The 18,568-nt window shown below is 72.7% G+C and carries 19 protein-coding genes; 6 read left to right on the top strand and 13 right to left on the bottom strand.

The window, feature by feature from the left end; genetic code table 11:
• Position 1: 1 nt before the first annotated feature.
• From ABEA10_RS28350 to ABEA10_RS28325, 6 genes are read right to left on the bottom strand one after another with little or no spacing between them, the layout of a single operon-like run.
• Positions 2-799, bottom strand: a complete 798-nt coding sequence (locus tag ABEA10_RS28350) for an SDR family oxidoreductase (protein WP_345469050.1) — start codon at positions 797-799, stop codon at positions 2-4.
• Positions 796-2,370: an ABC transporter substrate-binding protein gene (locus ABEA10_RS28345; RefSeq protein WP_345469049.1), complete on the bottom strand. Its 1,575-nt coding sequence runs from the start codon at positions 2,368-2,370 to the stop codon at positions 796-798. Before ABEA10_RS28345 ends, ABEA10_RS28350 begins: the two co-directional genes overlap by 4 nt.
• Positions 2,367-2,813, bottom strand: a complete 447-nt coding sequence (locus tag ABEA10_RS28340) for a nuclear transport factor 2 family protein (protein ID WP_345469048.1) — start codon at positions 2,811-2,813, stop codon at positions 2,367-2,369. Before ABEA10_RS28340 ends, ABEA10_RS28345 begins: the two co-directional genes overlap by 4 nt.
• Before the next feature lie 24 nt (positions 2,814-2,837).
• On the bottom strand, positions 2,838-3,686 hold the full coding sequence (locus ABEA10_RS28335) for an SDR family NAD(P)-dependent oxidoreductase (RefSeq protein ID WP_345469046.1): 849 nt from the start codon (positions 3,684-3,686) through the stop codon (positions 2,838-2,840).
• The gene (locus ABEA10_RS28330) at positions 3,683-5,215 is read right to left on the bottom strand and encodes an FAD-binding protein (protein ID WP_345469045.1); all 1,533 of its coding nucleotides are present in this window, start codon (positions 5,213-5,215) and stop codon (positions 3,683-3,685) included. Before ABEA10_RS28330 ends, ABEA10_RS28335 begins: the two co-directional genes overlap by 4 nt.
• Entirely contained in the window at positions 5,212-7,566 is a 2,355-nt protein-coding gene (locus tag ABEA10_RS28325) for a sulfatase-like hydrolase/transferase (RefSeq protein ID WP_345469044.1), read from the bottom strand. The genes ABEA10_RS28330 and ABEA10_RS28325 overlap by 4 nt, the downstream gene beginning before the upstream one ends.
• Positions 7,567-7,688: 122 nt before the next feature.
• Between ABEA10_RS28325 and ABEA10_RS28320 the strand changes: the two genes are divergently transcribed.
• Complete coding sequence (locus ABEA10_RS28320) at positions 7,689-8,108, top strand: nuclear transport factor 2 family protein (RefSeq protein WP_345469042.1); 420 nt, start codon at positions 7,689-7,691, stop codon at positions 8,106-8,108.
• Positions 8,109-8,112: 4 nt separating this feature from the next.
• Here the strand turns inward: ABEA10_RS28320 and ABEA10_RS28315 are convergent, their stop codons facing one another.
• Entirely contained in the window at positions 8,113-9,081 is a 969-nt protein-coding gene (locus ABEA10_RS28315; RefSeq protein WP_345469041.1) for an alpha/beta fold hydrolase, read from the bottom strand.
• The gene (locus ABEA10_RS28310) at positions 9,078-9,953 is read right to left on the bottom strand and encodes an alpha/beta fold hydrolase (RefSeq protein WP_345469040.1); all 876 of its coding nucleotides are present in this window, start codon (positions 9,951-9,953) and stop codon (positions 9,078-9,080) included. Before ABEA10_RS28310 ends, ABEA10_RS28315 begins: the two co-directional genes overlap by 4 nt.
• A 128-nt stretch (positions 9,954-10,081) precedes the next feature.
• Here ABEA10_RS28310 and ABEA10_RS28305 point away from each other — a divergent pair, with 128 nt between their 5' ends.
• On the top strand, positions 10,082-10,828 hold the full coding sequence (locus ABEA10_RS28305; protein WP_345469039.1) for an SDR family NAD(P)-dependent oxidoreductase: 747 nt from the start codon (positions 10,082-10,084) through the stop codon (positions 10,826-10,828).
• 4 nt (positions 10,829-10,832) lie between these two features.
• Here the strand turns inward: ABEA10_RS28305 and ABEA10_RS28300 are convergent, their stop codons facing one another.
• Together ABEA10_RS28300 and ABEA10_RS28295 are read right to left on the bottom strand one after the other, a co-directional pair.
• Entirely contained in the window at positions 10,833-11,615 is a 783-nt protein-coding gene (locus ABEA10_RS28300) for a 2-keto-4-pentenoate hydratase (RefSeq protein ID WP_345469038.1), read from the bottom strand.
• A gap of 60 nt (positions 11,616-11,675) precedes the next feature.
• Positions 11,676-12,581, bottom strand: coding sequence for an SDR family oxidoreductase (locus ABEA10_RS28295; protein WP_345469037.1), 906 nt, complete (start codon positions 12,579-12,581; stop codon positions 11,676-11,678).
• Positions 12,582-12,628: 47 nt separating this feature from the next.
• On the opposite strand from ABEA10_RS28295, the gene ABEA10_RS28290 reads away from it, so the two are divergent.
• From ABEA10_RS28290 to ABEA10_RS28275, 4 genes are read left to right on the top strand one after another with little or no spacing between them, the layout of a single operon-like run.
• Positions 12,629-13,384: an enoyl-CoA hydratase family protein gene (locus ABEA10_RS28290; RefSeq protein WP_345469035.1), complete on the top strand. Its 756-nt coding sequence runs from the start codon at positions 12,629-12,631 to the stop codon at positions 13,382-13,384.
• An 8-nt stretch (positions 13,385-13,392) separates the two neighbouring features.
• Positions 13,393-14,220: a CoA transferase subunit A gene (locus ABEA10_RS28285; RefSeq protein ID WP_345469101.1), complete on the top strand. Its 828-nt coding sequence runs from the start codon at positions 13,393-13,395 to the stop codon at positions 14,218-14,220.
• The gene (locus tag ABEA10_RS28280; RefSeq protein ID WP_345469034.1) at positions 14,217-14,942 is read left to right on the top strand and encodes a CoA-transferase subunit beta; all 726 of its coding nucleotides are present in this window, start codon (positions 14,217-14,219) and stop codon (positions 14,940-14,942) included. Before ABEA10_RS28285 ends, ABEA10_RS28280 begins: the two co-directional genes overlap by 4 nt.
• Positions 14,939-15,997: an NAD(P)H-dependent flavin oxidoreductase gene (locus ABEA10_RS28275; protein ID WP_345469033.1), complete on the top strand. Its 1,059-nt coding sequence runs from the start codon at positions 14,939-14,941 to the stop codon at positions 15,995-15,997. Before ABEA10_RS28280 ends, ABEA10_RS28275 begins: the two co-directional genes overlap by 4 nt.
• On the opposite strand, the gene ABEA10_RS28270 is transcribed toward ABEA10_RS28275, so the two are convergent.
• From ABEA10_RS28270 to ABEA10_RS28260, 3 genes are read right to left on the bottom strand one after another with little or no spacing between them, the layout of a single operon-like run.
• The gene (locus ABEA10_RS28270) at positions 15,981-17,120 is read right to left on the bottom strand and encodes an acetyl-CoA C-acetyltransferase (protein WP_345469031.1); all 1,140 of its coding nucleotides are present in this window, start codon (positions 17,118-17,120) and stop codon (positions 15,981-15,983) included. The genes ABEA10_RS28275 and ABEA10_RS28270 overlap by 17 nt on opposite strands.
• A 9-nt stretch (positions 17,121-17,129) precedes the next feature.
• Positions 17,130-17,753, bottom strand: a complete 624-nt coding sequence (locus ABEA10_RS28265; protein ID WP_345469030.1) for a TetR/AcrR family transcriptional regulator — start codon at positions 17,751-17,753, stop codon at positions 17,130-17,132.
• A 16-nt stretch (positions 17,754-17,769) separates the two neighbouring features.
• Entirely contained in the window at positions 17,770-18,564 is a 795-nt protein-coding gene (locus ABEA10_RS28260; RefSeq protein WP_345469029.1) for an SDR family oxidoreductase, read from the bottom strand.
• Positions 18,565-18,568 lie beyond the last annotated feature (4 nt).

The following is an 18,568-nucleotide window of genomic DNA, read 5'->3' as shown; positions in this document are numbered from 1 at the left end:
CTCAGTGATGCGTCTCGCCGCAGTTGACGTCCAGGCACTGACCGGTGATGGCGCTTGCCATGTCGGAGGCCAGGAACACCGCGGCGTCGGCGATCTCGTCGGGTTCGGGCAGCCGGCGCAGGTCGACGGCGGCGACCGCCTCCTCGTACACCTGCCGCGCGCTCACCCCGCGGCTCTCCGCGATCCGCCGGAAGTAGGCCTGCACCCGGTCCGCCCAGATGTAGCCCGGTGCGATCGAGTTCACCCGTACGCCCTTCGGCCCGAGTTCCACCGAGAGGCTGCGGGCGGCGGCGAGCAGGCTCGCCTTGGTCATCCGGTACGCGCCGAACCGCGGGAGACGGTTGCGGATCACCATCGAGTTGACCATGACCACCGCTCCGCGTGACGCGATGAGCGCCGGTGCCAGCCGCTGCACGAGCCGCACCCCCGCGAGGACGTTGACGTCGTACCACCTGGGCATCGCGTCCAGGTCCGCGTCGAGCAGCTCCTCCTGCGGCGGGTGCACGAACGCGCTGCTGAGCAGCACGTCCACGTGTCCGTACGCGTCGAGCGCGCGGTCGGCCAGAGCGGCCGACGACGCCACGTCGGTGATGTCGGCGGGAACCGCCAGCGCCCTGCGGCCCAGTTTCTCCACCTCGTCGGCGACGGCGCGGAGCGTCGACTCGGTCCGCGCGGCCAGCACCACGTCCGCGCCCGCGAGGGCGGAACGCACCGCCAGCGAGCGGCCGAGGCCCGGGCCCACGCCCGAGACGAGCACGACCCGGCCGTCGAGCAGGTGGGTCCCGCCCGGCGCCGTCACCTGGTCATCCCGACGTTCCGGAAGTCCGCGATGCCGCCGTTGACCGAGGCCAGCGCGTCCAGACCCTTCACCTTGGCGTCGGCGAGGTAACCGCCGACGCCCTGCCACAGCGGCGCGTAGAGCGCGTCCGCGGTGGCGTGGTCGACGGCCGCGCCGATCCGGGCGGACCGCTGCGCGTCGGTCAGGCCCGGGTCGTCGGTGCCGCGGATCAGCCTGGCCATCTGCGGGTCGGGTCCCGCCGGGACCCACGTCGGGTTGACGAACAACCGCCGCAGCCAGGAATAGGCGTCGATCGAGGGCATGCTCATGTACATGAGCTCGCCCGGGTCCTTCGACCGCGCCCACTGGGTGACCAGGCTGAGCACGTCGACCGTACGCAACTTGATCCTGATCCCCACCCGGGCGAGGTCCGCCTGCACCGCCTCGGCGGCCTGCGGGATCGCCTCCGCCTGCGCGACCAGGAACTCGCCGCCGTCGAAGCCGTTCGGGAAGCCCGCCTCGGCCAGCAGCGTCTTCGCCTTGGCCGGGTCGTACGGATAGTCGGCCTCACGTGCCCGGTCGAACCCGGGCAGGCCGACGGGCCACGGCTGGACGCGCGGCGCCGACGAGGGCATGAACGCCTTGACGATCGCGTTCCGGTCGATCGCGTAGTTGATCGCCTGGCGCACCTTGATGTCGTCGTACGGCTTGACCGTGCGGTTCAGGTTCAGGCCCACCATGTTCAGCGCGGTGTCCAGCGCCCGTGCCTGGAGTCGCCCGGAGTCCAGGAGGGACTGGATCGGCTTCTTGTCACCGGGCCAGGTGACGATGTCGGCCTGCCCGCTCTTGACGGCGTTGTTCGCCGCGTCGCGGCTGGGATAGGTGGTGATCTCGATCGTGGCCGGGCCGCCGGTCCGCGTGTCCCAGATGCCGCCCTTGTCGGTACGCCGTTCGTAGACGACCCGCTGTCCGGGCCGGAACGAGTCGATCACGTAGGCGCCGGTGCCGACCGGGTGTGTCGCCAGGTCCTTCGCGGTCAACGCCTTCGGCGAGATCATCACCCCGCCCAGCGTGCTCGACAGCGCCGAGAGCACCGTGGTGCTCGGGGCCTTCAGGCGCAGGTTCACCACGTCGTTCCCGCTCACGTCGACGCGGGCGACGTCGGCGAGGTTCTGCTGCACGACCGTCTTGGCGGCCGCCATGGAGGCGTCCAGGTTCGCCTTGACCGCGGCCGCGTCGAACCGCGTACCGTCGCTGAACGTCACCCCGTGGCGCAGCGTGAGCGTCAGCGTCCTCCCGCCGGCGGAGAACGCCCACTTGGTGGCGAGCATCGGCTCGTACCGCGCCTGCGGGCCGACCTGGATCAGCCGGTCGTAGACCGGCCAGGTCCCGATCAGCAGCTGGGACGGCTCCGGCGCCTGCCGCGGGTCGAGCGACTGCGGCACCGGCATCCCGATCCGCAGGTCCGCGTTCCGGTCGACCGCGCCGTTCCCGGTGCCGCCGGTCGCGCCGCCACAGCCGGCCAGCACCAGCCCGGCCAGTACGGCGCACAGCGGCCGGGCCGCTCCCGTCCACCCCGTGTCCGGTCTCATCGCACGGTGAACGTCGGCAGGTCGTCGAGCGAGACCTCCGACTCATAAAGCCGCCGGTAGGTGGTCCGCGCGATCCGCCAGACGCCGTCGCCGTCACGCCGGTACCGGTCGCGGTAGATCGACGCGCCCTCGATCATCACCCGGTCCTTCGTGCGGATGACGCGGTCCATGAGCGCCCAGACGCCGGTCGCGGTGTCGCCGTCGATCTCGATCTCGGGCTGGTGCAGGTGATGGACCGTGATCATGTTCTCGTCCATCATCCGGCTCAGCACGCGGACCAGGTCGGCCGCGCTGGAGAACGACAGCCGCTCGCCGTACACGGCGGTGACGTCGGGTTCGAGTGTGGCGGCGAGCAGGTCCCAGTCCTTGGTGTCCACCGCGCGCATGTAGCGGTACTTCAGCTCCTCGATCGCCCGGCACTCGATCAGATCCGTGACGTCCATCGGGTTCCCTTCTCCGTGTCCGAGTCAGTCGACGATCGCGTCGTTGTAGGTCATCGGGCCGCCGAGGAGCGGCCGGTGCGACGCCGGGGCCCGGCCGTCGACGTCGGTGACGCCGAGCGCCTTCCCCAGTTCGGCGCCGACCACGGTCTGGCCGCTCCAGCTCATCCGGTCCGGATGGCGGGCCAGCGCGGCGATGACCCGCCCGGTGAACTCGGGCGACTCGGTGGACAGCGCCCCGTAACGCTCGGGCGCCGCCGCGAGCGCCCGTTCGGTCCGCTCGGTGCGGAGCAGGCCCATCCAGACCGAGACGACCGCCACGCCGAACGGCCGCAGGTCGACGGCCATGTCGTGCGCCATCTTGTCCACACCCGCCTTCACCGCCCCGTACGCCGGGCCGTGCATGTAGCAGCCGCCGCCGAAGGAGGAGGTGAACGCGATGAGCCCGCCGGCGTCCGGGTCGCGGGTCAGCAGCGGCGCGGCGTGGTGACTCGCGGCGTACGACGAGCGCAGGCCGACGTCGAACATGGCCTGAAGGCCGAGCGGCCTCTCCCAGAACGGCCCCTTGGCCGCCAGCCGGTCCGGGATCGTGCAGGCGTTGTTGACCAGCACGTCCAGCCGCCCGTGCGTCGCGCCGACCCGGTCGAACAGCGCGGCGACCTGGGCGTCGTCGGCGTGGTCGCAGACCACGGGGACGCCGGTGCCGCCCCGCCGGTCGATCTCCTCGGCGGTGGCGAACACCGTGCCGGGAAGCGGCGCGTCCCCCTCACGCCGGGTGCGCCCGGTCACGTACACGGTGGCGCCCGTCTCGCCGAGGGCGAGCGCGATCCCCTTACCCGCGCCGCGACTCGCGCCGGTCACCACCGCGATTCTCATCGGCCCGCCATGTCCAGCGCCGCGAGGTGGGCGAAGACCATGCACGCCCCGATCGGGTTGCCGCCGCCCGGGTACGCGGTGCCGCTGACCGCCGCCATGGAGTTGCCCGCGGCGTACAGGCCCTTGATCACCCGGCCGGAGGTGTCCAGTACCCGCGCGGTCGCGTCGGTGCGCAGGCCGCCCTTGGTGCCGAGGTCGGACAGGCCGAACGCCGCCGCGTGGAACGGGCCGGTCTCGATCGGCACGAGCGGTCCGCCGTCTCCGGCGAACGCCCGGTCGTACGGCTCGTCGCCGCGCCGGAAGTCCTCGTCCTCGCCGGCCTCGGCGAACGCGTTGAACCTCTTCACCGTCTCGGCCAGCGCGCCGGCCGGGACGCCGATCCTGCCCGCGAGCTCCTCCAGCGTGTTCGCGCTGAGCCACAGTCCCGCGTCCTCGTACGCCCGGGTATCGCCCAGCGGGACGCTGGTCGAGCGGACCGGCGGGCGCGGCCCGTCGCGGTCGTCGTAGATCATCCAGTACGGCAGGGTCAGCCGACCCGCCGCCATCCGCTCGATGATCACCCGGCCGATCCGGTCATAGGGCCAGGACTCGTTGACGAACCGCTCGCCATCGTCGTCGACGAAGATCCCGCCGGTGAACCACAGGGAGAAGGTCGAGGTGCCGTCCGGGTGCGTGATGCCCGGCGACCACCAGGCCTCCGTCATCAGGTCGGTGGCGGCACCCGCATCGATCCCGGCCTGGATCGCCCGGCCGAGGTTGCCCTCCGGGCCCATCGCGTCCCTGGCATCGCCGGGGACGCCGTACCTCGCCCGCATCTCCGCGTTGCGCTCGAAGCCGCCGGAGGCGACGAGGACGCCCCGGCGCGCACGGATCCGGTACCGCCCGTCCGGCCCGGTGACGACCGCTCCCGTCACCGTGTCGCCGTCGCGGACGAACTCGTCGCAGACCGTCTCCCGCCGCAGGTCGGCGGAGCGCTCGGTCAGGGCGAGCAGCAGCCGGCCGATGAGCGCCTGCCCGCCGCGTACGACGTCGGGGAGCGGATGCCCGGCGCGGTCGGTGCCCAGCGGTGGCCGGAGCGCGTCGCGCAGAGCACCGAGCCGCGCGGGTTCGAGCGGCTCGGGCATGATGTGCCGCCCGGTCGGACTCGCCTTCGGCGCGGAGCCGAAGTAGTCGGGCCAGGGGTAGACCATGAAGGCGAAGGCGTCGTCGCTCTCGAGGTAGTCGACCAGCGGGGCCCCGGTGTCCACGAACGCGTCCTGCAGCTCACGCGGCGTCCGGTCGCCCACGACGGCGTGGAAGTAGGTCTTCGCGTCCTCGATCGTGTCGGTCGCGCCGGCCCGCCGCAGCACGGCGTTGCACGGGAACCACAGCCCTCCGCCGGAGTAGGCGGTCGTGCCGCCGAACCGGTCGGTCGCCTCGACCACGATCACGTGCAGGCCCTCGCGGGCCGCGGTGTACGCGCCGGTCAGCGCGCCTCCCCCGGAGCCGACCACGAGGACGTCGCACTCCTCGTCCCAGACGCCTGTCATTCGAACGCCATACCGATCTCCCGCAGTTTCGCCAGTGTCTCCGGCCCGGTCCCCGGCGCGGGGTCGCCCGGGGTCCAGGTCACCGAGTGGAGCGTGCCGGTGTAAGGAAAGGTGCCCTCGGCGTCGAAGCGGGCCCACGAGACCGGTGACCCGCGGTCGACGCCGACGTCGATGCCCTGGAACATGGCCATGCCCATCGGCATCGGCAGCGCGTCCGCCTTGCCGCGCACCTGACCCCTGACCAGCACGCGCACGTCGACGTGGGTCCCGCCCTCGAGGGCGGTGACGTCCAGCACGATCCGCTGGCGGCCGGCCGTGACGGCACCGAGCGCGAGCTCGGTCATCTCGGCCGAGTGGTTGTGGACGTAGGTCAGCTCGTCGCCGTCGACGGACATCGAGTAGCCGCCGCTCTTGCCGCCGTGCGCGAACAGAACACCTCGGTCGCCGGGCGCGAAGTCGAGGTCGACCGTGACGCGGAACGAGCGCCGGTAGACCAGCATGAGCGACCGGTAGCGCTCCAGCGTGGGCGTTCCCGGCACGAGCCGTACCGGCCGGGCGAAGGCCTTCTCCCGCTCCGGGCGCCGCGCCCGCTGGAGCCCGGAGCCCTCGTTCAGCGGGAAGACCTGGTTCTCCCACGCGGCCCGCTCCCACCGGGCGGCGAGACCGGCGACGAGCTCCGGATACCGCGCGGCCAGGTCGCGGGTCTCCGTTGGGTCGGCGCGCAGGTCGTACAGCTCCCACTCGTGGTCGCCGAACGGCGTGAGCGGAACGTGCCGGGTGACGATCTCCCAGCCGTCCCGGTAGTAGCCGCGGTGGCCCTGCATCTCGTAGTACTGCTCGCGGTGCGTCTCCGGGGCGTCGGGGTCCTCCAGCGAGCGCGCGAAGCCGTGCCCGGCCAGGGGCTTGAGGCCGACGCCGTGCCGGTGTCCGGCCGCGGTCGCGCCGGTCAGCTCCAGGATCGTCGGGAAGACGTCGGTGACGTGGACGTACTGACGGCGGATGCCCCCGGCGACCCCCGAGAGCCGCCGCGGCCACGAGACGATCGCGGGCACGGTGTGGCCGCCCGCATGGGTGTTGATCTTGTACAGCCGGAACGGCGTGTTGGAGGCCGTGGCCCATCCACGCGGGTAGTGCGGCAGCGAGCGGGGGCCGCCGATCAGGTCGATGGCCTGCCGGTCCCGCTCGAACGCGCCGTCGAGGTCGCCCGCGCCGTGGTAGTGGCGCAGCACGTCGAAGTACTGGGTGCTGCCCTGTGCCTCGCCCTCGCGGGAGGCGCCGTTGTCGGAGGTGAACAGCAGCACGGTGTCGTCCCACTCGCCGAGCTCCTCCAGCGCGGATCGCAGCCGGCCGAGTGAGGCGTCCACGGTCTGCACCACCGCGGCGTAGACCTCCATGTAGCGGGCGAAGACCTGTTTCTGGTCCTCGCTCAGCTCCTCCCACGGGCGGACGTCGTCCCCGGTCTCACTGTTGCGGGGGGCGAGCCGGGTCCCGTCCGCGACGACGCCGAGTTCGCGCTGGCGCCGGAACCGCTCCGCGCGGATCCGGTCCCAGCCGGCTTCGTACGCGCCGCGGTGCCGTTCGATCTCCTCCGCCCGCGCGTTGAGCGGCGCGTGCACGGCGCCGTGGGCGAAGTAGAGGAAGACGGGCCGGGACGGGTCCGACGCCTTGGCCGAGCGCAGCATCGCGATCGCCTCGTCGGTGATGTCGTCGGTGAAGTAGTAGTCCTCGGGGTACTCCTCCGGCGTGACGCGGGTGTTGTCACGGTAGAGCGCGTGCGGGTGGAACATGTCCGTCAGCCCGTCGAGGATCCCGTAGAACCGGTCGAAGCCGCGCTGCAGCGGCCAGGACCTCCGCGAGCCCGTGTCTGTGGCGTCGGCGTCCTTGCACAGGTGCCACTTGCCGACCATCAGGGTGGCGTAGCCGTTGTCCCTGAGCACCTCGGCGATCGTGCTGACGTCGTCGGCGAGCTCCATCGCGTGCCCCGGGAAGCCGGGATCGGCGTGGGCGACGTAGCCGACACCGGCCGCGTGCGAGTTGCGCCCGGTGAGCAGCGCGGCCCGCGTCGGCGAGCACATCGGAGTGACGTGGAAGTCGGTGTAGCGCACCCCTTCGTCGGCGAGCCGGTCGATGTGCGGGGTGGCGATCTCCGAACCGAAGCAGCCGACGTCGGAGTACCCCAGGTCGTCGACCAGGACCACGACCACGTTGGGCGCGTTCTCCCCGGCCTGCGGCCGGGGCGGCCACCAGGGCTCCGACCCCGCCATGGTGCGCCCGATCCGCCCCTGAAAGCCCGCGTACGCCCGCGCCGCCTCGGGCAGATCGTCGGGAAGACCGTGAGCATCGACCGCCATGGCCACATGCTCACCGCGCCCCGCGTGAGCGTGTGCCGGGGTCCCACTCATCAGGACCGCGACGACCGCGCGGTGGTCCCGCGCTCCATCCTTGGGTCTCCGCACCACGCGAGGAGGCCCCCGTGCCGGACCTACGACGGCTGTCGGACCGGATGGAGATCGCCGACCTGATCACCTCCTACACTCGGGCGGTCGACACCGGCGAGTGGGATCGGCTCGACGCGGTCTTCACCGCGGACGCGTGGATCGACTACACGGCCTCGGGCGGGATACGGGGCGGGTTCCCCGAGGTCAAGGCGTGGCTCGCCGAGGTGCTCCCGAGGTTCGTCCGCCGGCAGCACCTGATCGGGCAACTCGAGGTCGTGCTCGACGGCGACGCCGCGACGGTGACCGCGTACTTCGCCAACCCGATGGTCAGTGTGGGCGAGGACGGCGCCGAGCGGCCGTTCGCGTGCGGCGGCCTCTACCACCACCGGCTCGTACGGACCGGCGCGGGCTGGCGGTCCCGGCGGCTCGTCCAGGAGATCGTGTGGACCCGGTGACCGTTCAGGTCAGCGTGGCCAGGTACTCCAGCAGCACCGCGTTGACCTCCCGCGGGCGTTCCATCTGCATCAGGTGGCCCGCGCCCTCCAGGATGCGGACGCCGCGTACGTCCTCGTAGTGCTCGTGGAACCGCTTCAGCGGCTCGTCGCCGTGCCACACGGCCAGGTCGATGTCGTTCTCGCTGCCGATGAAGAAGTACGGGACCGCGATCCGCCGCCGGACGTACGCCTTGCGCTGCTCCCATCGCAGGTCGCCCACGCGGTACCAGTTGAGACCGCCCGTGAAGCCGCCGGCGCTGTAGTTCTCCACGTACAGCTCCAGCTCCGCCTCGCTGAGCCACGGCCACGGAAGGGGCGGCGGCTCGGGCAGCGCGTCGATGTACGTCGTCCCCGGCGGATGCCGCCAGGAGACGAGGTAGTCCGCGTCGCCGGACAGCGCGTGGAAGACCTTCCGCAGGAAGTCGCGGGGCGCCGCGTCGAGGTCGCGGTCGGCCACGCCCGGCTCGCTGAAGTAGTGGATGTGGTTGAAGTGTTCCCGCCCGGACTCGGCCGCGAGAGTGAGCGGAGGCTTGTCGGTCCGGTTGATGAACGGGTTCTGCAGACCGATCAGCGCCGCGACCCGTTCGGGATGCAGGTGGGCGAGGTCGTAGGCCGAGAACATTCCGAAGTCCAGGCCGCTGAAGATCGCCCGCTCCGCGCCGAGGTGGTCGAGCAGCCCGAGGAGGTCCCCGGTGATCGCATCCACGTCGTACTCCCGGTGGTCTCGCGGCGCGGATGTGCGTCCCATCCCGCGCATGTCCGGAGCGACCACCCGGAACCCTGCCTCGGCGATGGGCCCGATCTGGTGCCGCCAGCTGAACCACAGGTGCGGGAACCCGTGCAGCAGCACGACCAACGGCCCGCTGCCCTGCTCGACGTAGTGCACGTCGAGCCCGTTGATCGACGCGAACCGGTGGGTCCAGCCCGCCGTCACCTCTCCCCCAGTCCCGCGCCGTCCTTGCGGGTGAGGAAGGCGAGGACGACGCTCTCCCAGGCGTCCTTCTGCTCGATCATCGCCCAGTGCCCGCAGTCGGGGAAGACGTGCAGTTCGGCGCCGGGGATGGTGCGCATCGGCACGATCGCCATGTCGAGCGGGCTGACCCGGTCGTCCCGGCCCCAGGTGAGCAGGGTCCTCGCCCTGATCTTGTGCAGCATCGCCCAGTACGGCGCGGTGTCGGCCGCCGCGGCGGCGCGGGCCGCGAGCGCTCCGCGGCCGTACATCCGGCGTGCGCTCGCGAGCGTCGCGGGGTCGGTCGCCTGCGCCCAGCGCTCCTCGACCAGCGCCTCGGTGATCAACGCGGGGTCGTGGACCATGGAGTACAGCCACCGCACGAGGTTGTCGCGGGTGGGGTCCTCGGTGAACTCGGCCAGCAGCCGGATGCCCTCGCTCGGGCCGGGCGCGAACAGGTTCCGCCCCAGGCCGCCGATGGTCACCAGCCGGCGAATCCGGTCGGGCCGCGCGATGGCGACCTGGGCGGCGACGATGCCGCCCATGGAGTTGCCGATGACGTCGACCTGGTCGAGACCGAGCCCGTCGAGGAAACGCCCGACGGCCTCCGGCGCGGCGGCCATCGGGTGCTCGTCGGTCGGGTCGCTGACCCCGAAGCCGGGGAACTCCAGGACCAGGCAGCGGAACCACTCGGCGAACACCGGCAGGTTCCCGCGGAAGTTGCGCCAGCCCGTCACCCCCGGGCCCGAGCCGTGCAGCATCAGCAGCGGCGTTCCCTCGCCGGCCTCGTGGTAGCGCAGCACGCCGCGGTCGGTCCGCAGCTCGCGCAACGTGGAGTCGTACGTCAGTTCCGCCATCGTCGACCTCAGCTCATCACGGGCGTGTCGCCGGCAAGCCAACCAGCGCGGACGGCGACCCGCCGTGCCCGTCCCGATCAGCGGGACCCCGGCCACCGCGTGCCCGGCCGGACGCTTGGATCGGGTGGGTGGATCGTCCCGACTTCGCCGGGCGGCGCGGCGCCGCCGTCGTCCTCGGCGCGAACGGCGCGCTGGGCGCGGCGATCGCCCGGACGCTGGGCGACCGGGGCAGCGCCGTCGCCCTGACCTTCCGCCGCCGCCCGCCCGCGCCCGGTGAGAGGCAACGCGCGTACCGGTTGGACCTGACGGACGCGGAGGAGTGCGCGAAGGTCGTCGACGCGGTCGCCGCCGACTTCGGCGGGCTGCACACGCTCGTGTACGCCGCCGGCCCGCACGTGCCGATGGTCCACCTCAGTCGGGTGACCCCCGAGCGGTTCCGCGGGCAGATCCTCGACGACGCCGTCGCGTTCTTCAACGCGGTGCGTCCCGCGCTCCCCCACCTGCGCGCCGGCGGGGGCTCCGTGGTGGCGGTGACCACCTCGGCGACGAGCCGGTTCCCCGTACGGGACGGCCTCTCGGCGGCGCCGAAGGCCGCGGTCGAGGCGCTCGTGCGCGGCCTCGCCGCCGAGGAGGGACGGTTCGGTGTACGGGCCAACTGCGTCGGCCCGGGCATGCTGACCGACGGGATGGCCGAACGGCTCATCGCGTCCGGCGACCTGGACGACCGCGCCCTCGACGCCGCCCGCGCGCGCATCCCGCTGGCGCGGTTCGGGTCGGCGGAAGACGTCGCCGAGGCGGTCTGCTTCCTCGCCTCGGACCGCGCCGGATTCATCACCGGCCAGAAACTCGACGTCGACGGCGGCTACGGCGTCTGAGGCGTCACTTGAAGCTCAGCGAGACCGAGCCCAGCGCGGTGAACTCGGCGGTGAAGCTCTGACCGCGCGTCACATCGACGGCCCGGGTGCACGAGCCGGGCAGAATCACGTGTCCGGCGTGCAGGCGGACGCCGAACGAGGCGACCTTGCGGGCCAGCCACGCGACGGCGATGAGCGGGTCGCCGAGCACCGCGTCGGACCGGCCGCTGACGACGGCCTCGCCATCGCGGTACAGCGTCGCGTCGATCGCGGTCAGGTCCAGGCCGGCCGGCGGGACGCCCGCCCCGATCACGAACCCGGCCGAGGACGCGTTGTCGGCGATCGTGTCGGCCAGCCCGATGCGCCAGTCGGCGATCCGGCTGTCGATCAGCTCGATCGCTGGGACGACGCGCTCGGTCGCGGCGAGCACGTCGGCCTCGGTGCAGTCCTCGCCGGGCAGGTCGGCGCCGAGCACGAACCCGGTCTCGACCTCCACCCGCGGGCGGCAGTAGCGGTCCGCCGCCACCGGCACGTCCGGGCGCAGCTCCATGTCGGCGAGCAGATGGCCGTAGTCGGGCTCGTCCACGCCCATCATCTGCTGCATGACCTTGGACGACAGCCCGACCTTGTGGCCGCGCACGGTGCCACCGGCCGCCAGCCGGCGGCGGATGTTGATCAGCTGGATCTCGTACGCGTCCACGACGTCGATGTCCGCGCCGCCCTCGGTGAGCGGAGGGATCGGCGCCCGCTCCCGCTCCGCGGCTCGCAGCCGGTCGGCGATCTCCGTGCGCTGTTCGTCGGTCAGCATGCCCGGACGCTATCGGCGCGGGCCGGACATGGCCCGGCCGCATCCCACTGGCCGGGAACGTCAGGTGCCGTAGACCGGCTCGGGCGCCGCCGCCTTCGCCAGGAGGCCGGTCACCACAGGGCCCAGCTCGGCCGGATCCCAGCGGGCGCCCTTGTCGGCGGACGGGCCGTGCCGGAAGCCCTCCATCACACCGATCCGGCCGCCCGCGACGTCGAACACGCGGCCCGTGACGTCACGGGACTCGGCCGAACCCAGCCAGGTCACCAGCGGTGAGACGTTCTCCGGCGCCATGGCGTCGAACGCGCCCGCCTCAGGTGCGGCCATGGCCGCGGCGAAGAGCTCCTCGGTCATCCGCGTCCGCGCCGCCGGCGCGATCGCGTTGACGGTCACGCCGTAGCGGGCGAGCTCCGCGGCGGCGACCAGCGTGAGGCCGACGATGCCCGCCTTGGCCGCCGAGTAGTTGGCCTGTCCGACATTGCCCATCAGGCCCGCGGCGGAGGAGGTGTTGATGACCCGGGCGTCCACCGGCCGCCCGGCCTTGGACTCCGCCCGCCAGTGCGCCGCGGCGTTCCTCAGCGGCAGGAAGTGGCCCTTGAGATGGACCCGCATGACCGCGTCCCACTCGTCCTCGCCGAGGTTGACGAGCATCCGGTCGCGCAGGAACCCGGCGTTGTTGACCAGGACGTCGAGCCGGCCGAACGCCTCGATCGCCGTGGCGACCAGCGCGACGGCGCCGTCGGCGGTGGCGACGTCGTGGCCGCTGGCCACCGCCCGCCCGCCGAGCGCCTGGATCTCGGCCACCACGTCGTGCGCCGGGCCCTCGTCCCCGGCACCACCGCCGTCCCGCGCGATCCCCAGGTCGTTGACGATGAGGGACGCTCCCTGCCGGGCGAACTCCAGGGCGTGCGCCCGCCCGAGCCCGCGTCCGGCACCGGTCACGATGACGACTCGTCCCGCGCAGATCATCGGCGACCCTCCTTGTTCTAACAAACGTTTGATGGAAAGGTAGCACCATGGGAGTCGCCACCACAGTCCGTCCCGACGGAGTCGCCGAGGTCGTCATCGACGCGCCGCCGGTGAACGCCCTCACCGTCCAGGGCTGGTACGACCTGGCCGACGCGATCACCACCGCGGGCCGGGACCGGCAGGTGCGCGCCGTGGTGCTGCGCGCCGCGGGCCGGGGCTTCAACGCCGGCGTGGACATCAAGGAGTTGCAGCGGACCGAGGGCTTCGACGCGCTGCTGGGGGCCAACCGGGGCTGCTTCGCCGCGTTCGCCGCCGTCTACGAGTGCGAGGTGCCGGTCGTCGCCGCGGTCCACGGCTTCTGCCTGGGCGGCGGCATCGGCCTCGCGGGCAACGCCGACATCATCGTGGCCAGTGAAGATGCCACCTTCGGGCTGCCCGAGGTGGACCAGGGAGCGCTGGGCGCCGCGACGCACCTCGCCCGTCTCGTCCCGCAGCACCTGATGCGCGCCATGGTCTACACGTGCCGGACCGCGACGGCCGCACAGCTCCACGCGTACGGCTCGGTGCTGGAGGTCGTGCCGCGCGAGGAGCTACGGGACGCCGCGCTGCGCGTCGCCGGGCGGATCGCCGGCAAGGATCCGCTGGTCATCCGGCGGGCCAAGGAGTCCCTCAACGGCATCGACCCGGTGGACGTCAAGCGCAGCTACCGGTTCGAGCAGGGTTTCACGTTCGAGCTCAGCCTCGCGGGCGCCGGCGACCGGCACCGCGACGCGTTCGTCTCCGGACGGGAGGGTCACGCGTGAGCAAGCTCATGACGGTCGAGGAGATGGCCACCTCGCTGGAGAGCGGGATGACGGTCGGCATCGGCGGCTGGGGGTCGCGGCGCAAGCCGATGGCGCTGGTGCGGGCGATCTGCCGGTCTCCGCTGACCGACCTGACGGTCGTCGCGTGCGGCGGGCCGGACGTCGGCCTGCTCTGCGCGTACGGCAAGGTCCGCCGGGTGATCGCACCGTTCGTGACGCTGGACTCGATCGCGCTCGAACCGCACTTCCGCGCCGCCCGCCAGAACGGGACCGTCGCGTTCACCGAGTACGACGAGGGCATGTTCATGTTCGGGCTGTACGCCGCGGCCCACCGGCTGCCGTTCCTGCCCACCCGCGCCGGGCTCGGCTCCGACCTGCTGCGGGTCGACCCGGAGCTGAGGACGATCCGTGACCCGTACGGCGACGAGGAACTGGTGGCCATGCCGGCGCTGACCATGGACGTCGCGCTCGTCCATATGAACCGCGCCGACCGGCGCGGCAACGCCCGCTACCTCGGCACCGATCCGTACCTGGACGACCTGTTCGTCAAGGCGGCGACCACGGCGTCGTACGTCACCTGCGAGCGCCTCGTGGACACCGCCGAGCTGCTCGGTGACGGCGGCGTTCCGTCGCTGCTGATCAGCCGCATGCACGTGACCGGAGTGGCCGAGACGCCGGGCGGCGCGCACTTCACCGCCTGTGAGCCCGACCACGACCGGGACGAGGCGTTCCAGAAGAAGTACGCCAAGGCCGCGGCGGACCCGGAGGCGTGGGAGGAGTTCCGGCGGCGCTACCTCGACGGCGACGAGGCCGCATACCAGGAGGCCGTCCGATGAAAGTCACCCGTGCGGAGGTCTGCGTCGTGGCCTGCGCCGAGGCGTGGCGGGGCGACGGGGAGATCCTGGCCGCCGCGATGGGCACCTGCTCGGTCCTGGGAGCGCGGCTGGCCCGGATGACGTTCGAGCCCGGCCTGCTCACCACGGACGGAGGCGCGCTGCTGACCGCCGAGGCGATCCCGCTCGGCACGGATCCCGGCCCGGTCGAGGGCGGCCTGCCGTTCCGCGACCACCTGTGGCTGGTCGCCACCGGGCGGCGGCACGTGATGATGGGCGCGAGCCAGATCGACCGGTACGGCAACACGAACATCTCGGCCATCGGCGACTGGGCGCGGCCGAAGGCGCAGCTGCTCGGCTCGCGCGGCGCGCCCGGCAACACCCGGTGCAACCCGACGAGCTACTGGATCCCCCGGCACTCGCCGCGCGTGTTCGTGGAGAAGGTGGACTTCGTCAGCGGCGTCGGCACCGACCGCGGGGCCTTCGACCTGCGCCGGGTGGTCACCGACCTGGCCGTCCTCGACTTCGGCGGGCCGGGCGGCACCATGCGGCTGGTCTCGGCGCACCCCGGCGTGACCGTGGACGCCGTGGTCGCGGCGACCGGCTTCGAGCTCGCCGTCCCCGCCGAAGTGCCCTCGACCCGTACGCCGGATCAGGAGGAGCTGCGGCTCCTGCGCGAGTTCCTGGACCCGAAGGCGCTGCGCGACCGCGAGGTGCCCGGATGACTCTCCGTACCGCGCTCACCGAGCTCACCGGCGTGCGGCATCCGGTCGTGCAGACCGGCATGGGCTGGGTGGCCGGGCCACGGCTCGTGTCGGCGGTGGCCGAGGCCGGTGGGCTCGGCGTGCTGGGGTCGGCGACGATGACCGTCCCGGAGCTGGCGTCGGCGATCGGCGAGGTCAAGGACCGTACGGGCGCGCCCTTCGGGGTGAACCTCCGGGCCGACGCCGGAGACGCTCCGGAGCGGGTCGAGCTGCTGGTCAGGGAGGGCGTACGGGTCGCTTCGTTCGCGCTCGCGCCCAAGCGGGAGCTGATCGGGAGACTGAAGGACGCCGGGGTCGTGGTCATCCCCTCCGTGGGCGCCCGGCGGCACGCCGAGAAGGTGGCCGGCTGGGGCGCGGACGCCGTGCTGGTGCAGGGCGGCGAGGGCGGCGGGCACACCGGCCCGGTGGCCACGACCGTGCTGCTCCCCCAGGTGGTGGACGCGGTGGACATTCCGGTGATCGCGGCCGGCGGCTTCTTCGACGGGCGCGGGCTGGCCGCCGCGCTGGCGTACGGCGCGGCCGGGGTGGCGATGGGCACCCGGTTCCTGCTCACCTCCGACAGCGCGGTGCCGGACGCGGTCAAGCGGGTCTACCTGGACATGGCGGAGACCGTGGTGACGCGGCAGGTGGACGGCATGCCGCACCGCGTGCTGCGGACAGGGCTGGTCGACGGCCTGGAGACCCATGGGCGGGTACGGCGGCTCGCCGGGGCGATGAGGAGCGCCGCCCGGTTCCGCGCGCTGTCCGGGACGGGCTGGCGGGCGATGGTGCGGGACGGGCTGGCCATGCGGCGCGGCGCGGACCTGTCGTGGTCACAGGTGCTGATGGCGGCCAACACGCCGATGCTGCTCAAGGCCGCCATGGTGGACGGGCGTCCCGACCTCGGCGTGATGGCGTCCGGGCAGGTCGTCGGGGTGATCGACGATCTGCCGTCGTGCGCCGAGCTGATCACCCGGATCGTGGGCGAGGCCGCGTGGACGATCGACGGCCTCGTCGGTGTCAGAGGCGCTCGATGACGGTCACGTTGGCCTGGCCGCCGCCCTCGCACATCGTCTGCAGGCCGTAGCGCCCGCCGGTGCGCTCCAGGTGGTGCACGAGCGTCGTCATCAGGCGCGCGCCGGTGGCGCCCAGCGGGTGGCCGAGGGCGATTGCGCCGCCGAGCGGGTTGGTGCGCTCGGGGTCGGCACCGGTCTCCTTCAGCCAGGCCAGCACGACGCTCGCGAACGCCTCGTTGATCTCCACCGCGTCGATGTCGCCGATCGTCATCCCCGCCTTCTTCAGCGCGTACGCGGTGGCCGGGATGGGCGCCGACAGCATCCGGATCGGGTCCTCGCCCCGCGCGGAGAGGTGGTGGACGCGGGCGCGCGGCGTGAGCCCGTGGTCGCGTACGGCGCACTGCGAGGCGATCAGCAGGGCGGCGGCGCCGTCGGAGATCTGTGAGGACACCGCGGCGGTGAGCCGTCCGCCGTCGACCAGGGTCTTCAGCCCGGCCATCTTCGCCGGCGAGGTGTCGCGGCGCGGTCCCTCGTCGGCCGTGACGCCCTCGTAGGGGACGATCTCCGCGTCGAACAGGCCCTCGTCGGCGGCCCGCAGCGCCCGCCGGTGGGACTCGTAGGCGAACCGCTCCATGTCCTCCCGGCCGATGTCCCAGTCGCGGGCGATCATCTCGGCGCCGGCGAACTGGGAGACCTCCTGGCGGCCGTAGCGGGCGACCCAGCCCGCGGAGCCGTGGAACGGCCCCTCGGCGACCGTACGGCTCGCCGCCCCGATGGGCACCTGCGACATGTTCTGCACGCCGCCCGCGACCACCAGGTCCGCGGTGCCCGACAGGACGGCCTGGGCGGCGAAGTGCACCGCCTGCTGGGACGATCCGCACTGCCGGTCGACGGTGACGCCGGGCACCTCTTCGGGCATCCCGGCGGCCAGCCAGCACGTACGGGCGATGTCCCCGGCCTGCGGCCCGATCGTGTCCACGCAACCGAACACCACGTCCTCGACGGCGGCCGGGTCGGCGCCGGTCCGTTCCATCAGCGCGCGCAGCACGTGGGCGCCCAGGTCGGCGGGGTGCGCGCCGGACAGGCCGCCGCCGCGCCGGCCAACGGGGGTACGGACCGCGTCGACGATGTACGCCTCGGCCATGGCTTCTCCTCAGGTCGTGGCCTGGATCCCCTCCAGGACGATGGAGAGGTACTGGGTGCCGACCTCCTCGGCCGGCAGCTTCTCCCCCGGCTGGTACCAACTCGCCGCGACCCAGACGGCGTCGCGGATGAAGCGGTAGATCAGGGCCGGGTCCAGGTCGGCCCGGAACTCGCCCTCGGCGATGCCGCGTTCGATCAGACCGAGCCACATCTCCTGGTGCCGCCGCCAGGACTCGGCGAGGTAGCCGAAGCGCTCCCAGGTGGCCGCCAGGTAGCGCGATTCCTTCTGGTAGATGACGACGGCGGGCCGGTAGACGTCGATGCACCGGAACGACTCGGCGACCAGTGCCTCCAGGGTCTCCCGGGCGCCCAGGCCGGCCGCCAGGATGCGGTCGAAGCCGGCCCACATGTCGTCCAGGAAGGTCGAGAGGATCTCCTCCACCATCGACTCCTTGGAGTCGAAGTGGTAGTAGAGGCTGCCGCCGAGGATGCCGGCGGCGTCGGCCACCTCACGGACGGTGGTGGCGGTGTACCCGCGCTCGGCGAAGACCTGGGCCGCCGCGGCGAGCAGTTCGGCGCGCCGTTCCGCGCGGGCGCTGGTCGTCCCTTCGGCGTCACGGCGTCGTGGGCTCATCGGGAAGGTTCTCCTCCTACGGATGCTGGCTGGACACGGAGACGACCTCCCCGGTCAGGTACGAGGAGTAGCCGCTCGCCAGGAACACTATGACGTTGGCCACCTCCCAGGGTTCGGCCGACCGGCCGAACGCCTCACGGGCGGTCAGCTCCTCCAGCAGCTCCGGCGAGGTCACCTTCGCCAGGTGCGGATGCATCGCCAGCGACGGCGACACCGCGTTGACGCGTATCCCCTGCTCGGCCGCCTCCAGCGCCGCGCACCTGGTCAGGGCCATCACGCCCGCCTTCGCGGCGGCGTAGTGGGACTGGCCGCGCTGGGCCCGCCAGCCGATCACGGAGGCGTTGTTGACGATCGCGCCGCCGCCGCGCCCGCGCATCGCCCGCAGGGCGGCGCGGGTGCAGCGCATCGTGCCGCCCAGCGTGACGTCCACGACGCGGTCCCATTGCTCGTCGGTCATGTCCACGAGCTCGGCCGTGCCGCCCAGGCCCGCGTTGTTCACCGCTACGTCGACGCGGCCGAACCACTCCAGCGCGGCGGCGTACAGGGCGCGTACCTGCTCGTCGGAGGTCACGTCGCAGGGCAGGGCCGCGACCTGATCCGCGCCGAACTCTCCGGCCAGCGCCTCCCGTGACGCGGCCAGGCGCCGCTCGTGCGCGTCGCTGAGGAGGACCCGCGCGCCTTCCTCCAGGCAGCGGCGCGCGGTGGCGCCGCCGATGCCCGCCCCGGCCGCGGCGGTGATGACCACGACGCGATCCCGCAGCAGCCCGTGGGCCGATACGTAGGCCGGCGGCCCCTTCTGCTGTCCGGTCACGTCG

Source organism: Actinoallomurus oryzae (assembly GCF_039541955.1).
Lineage (GTDB): Bacteria > Actinomycetota > Actinomycetes > Streptosporangiales > Streptosporangiaceae > Actinoallomurus > Actinoallomurus oryzae.
Note: the sequence above shows the minus strand (reverse complement) of the source record. Positions and strands in the feature narration are given on the sequence as shown.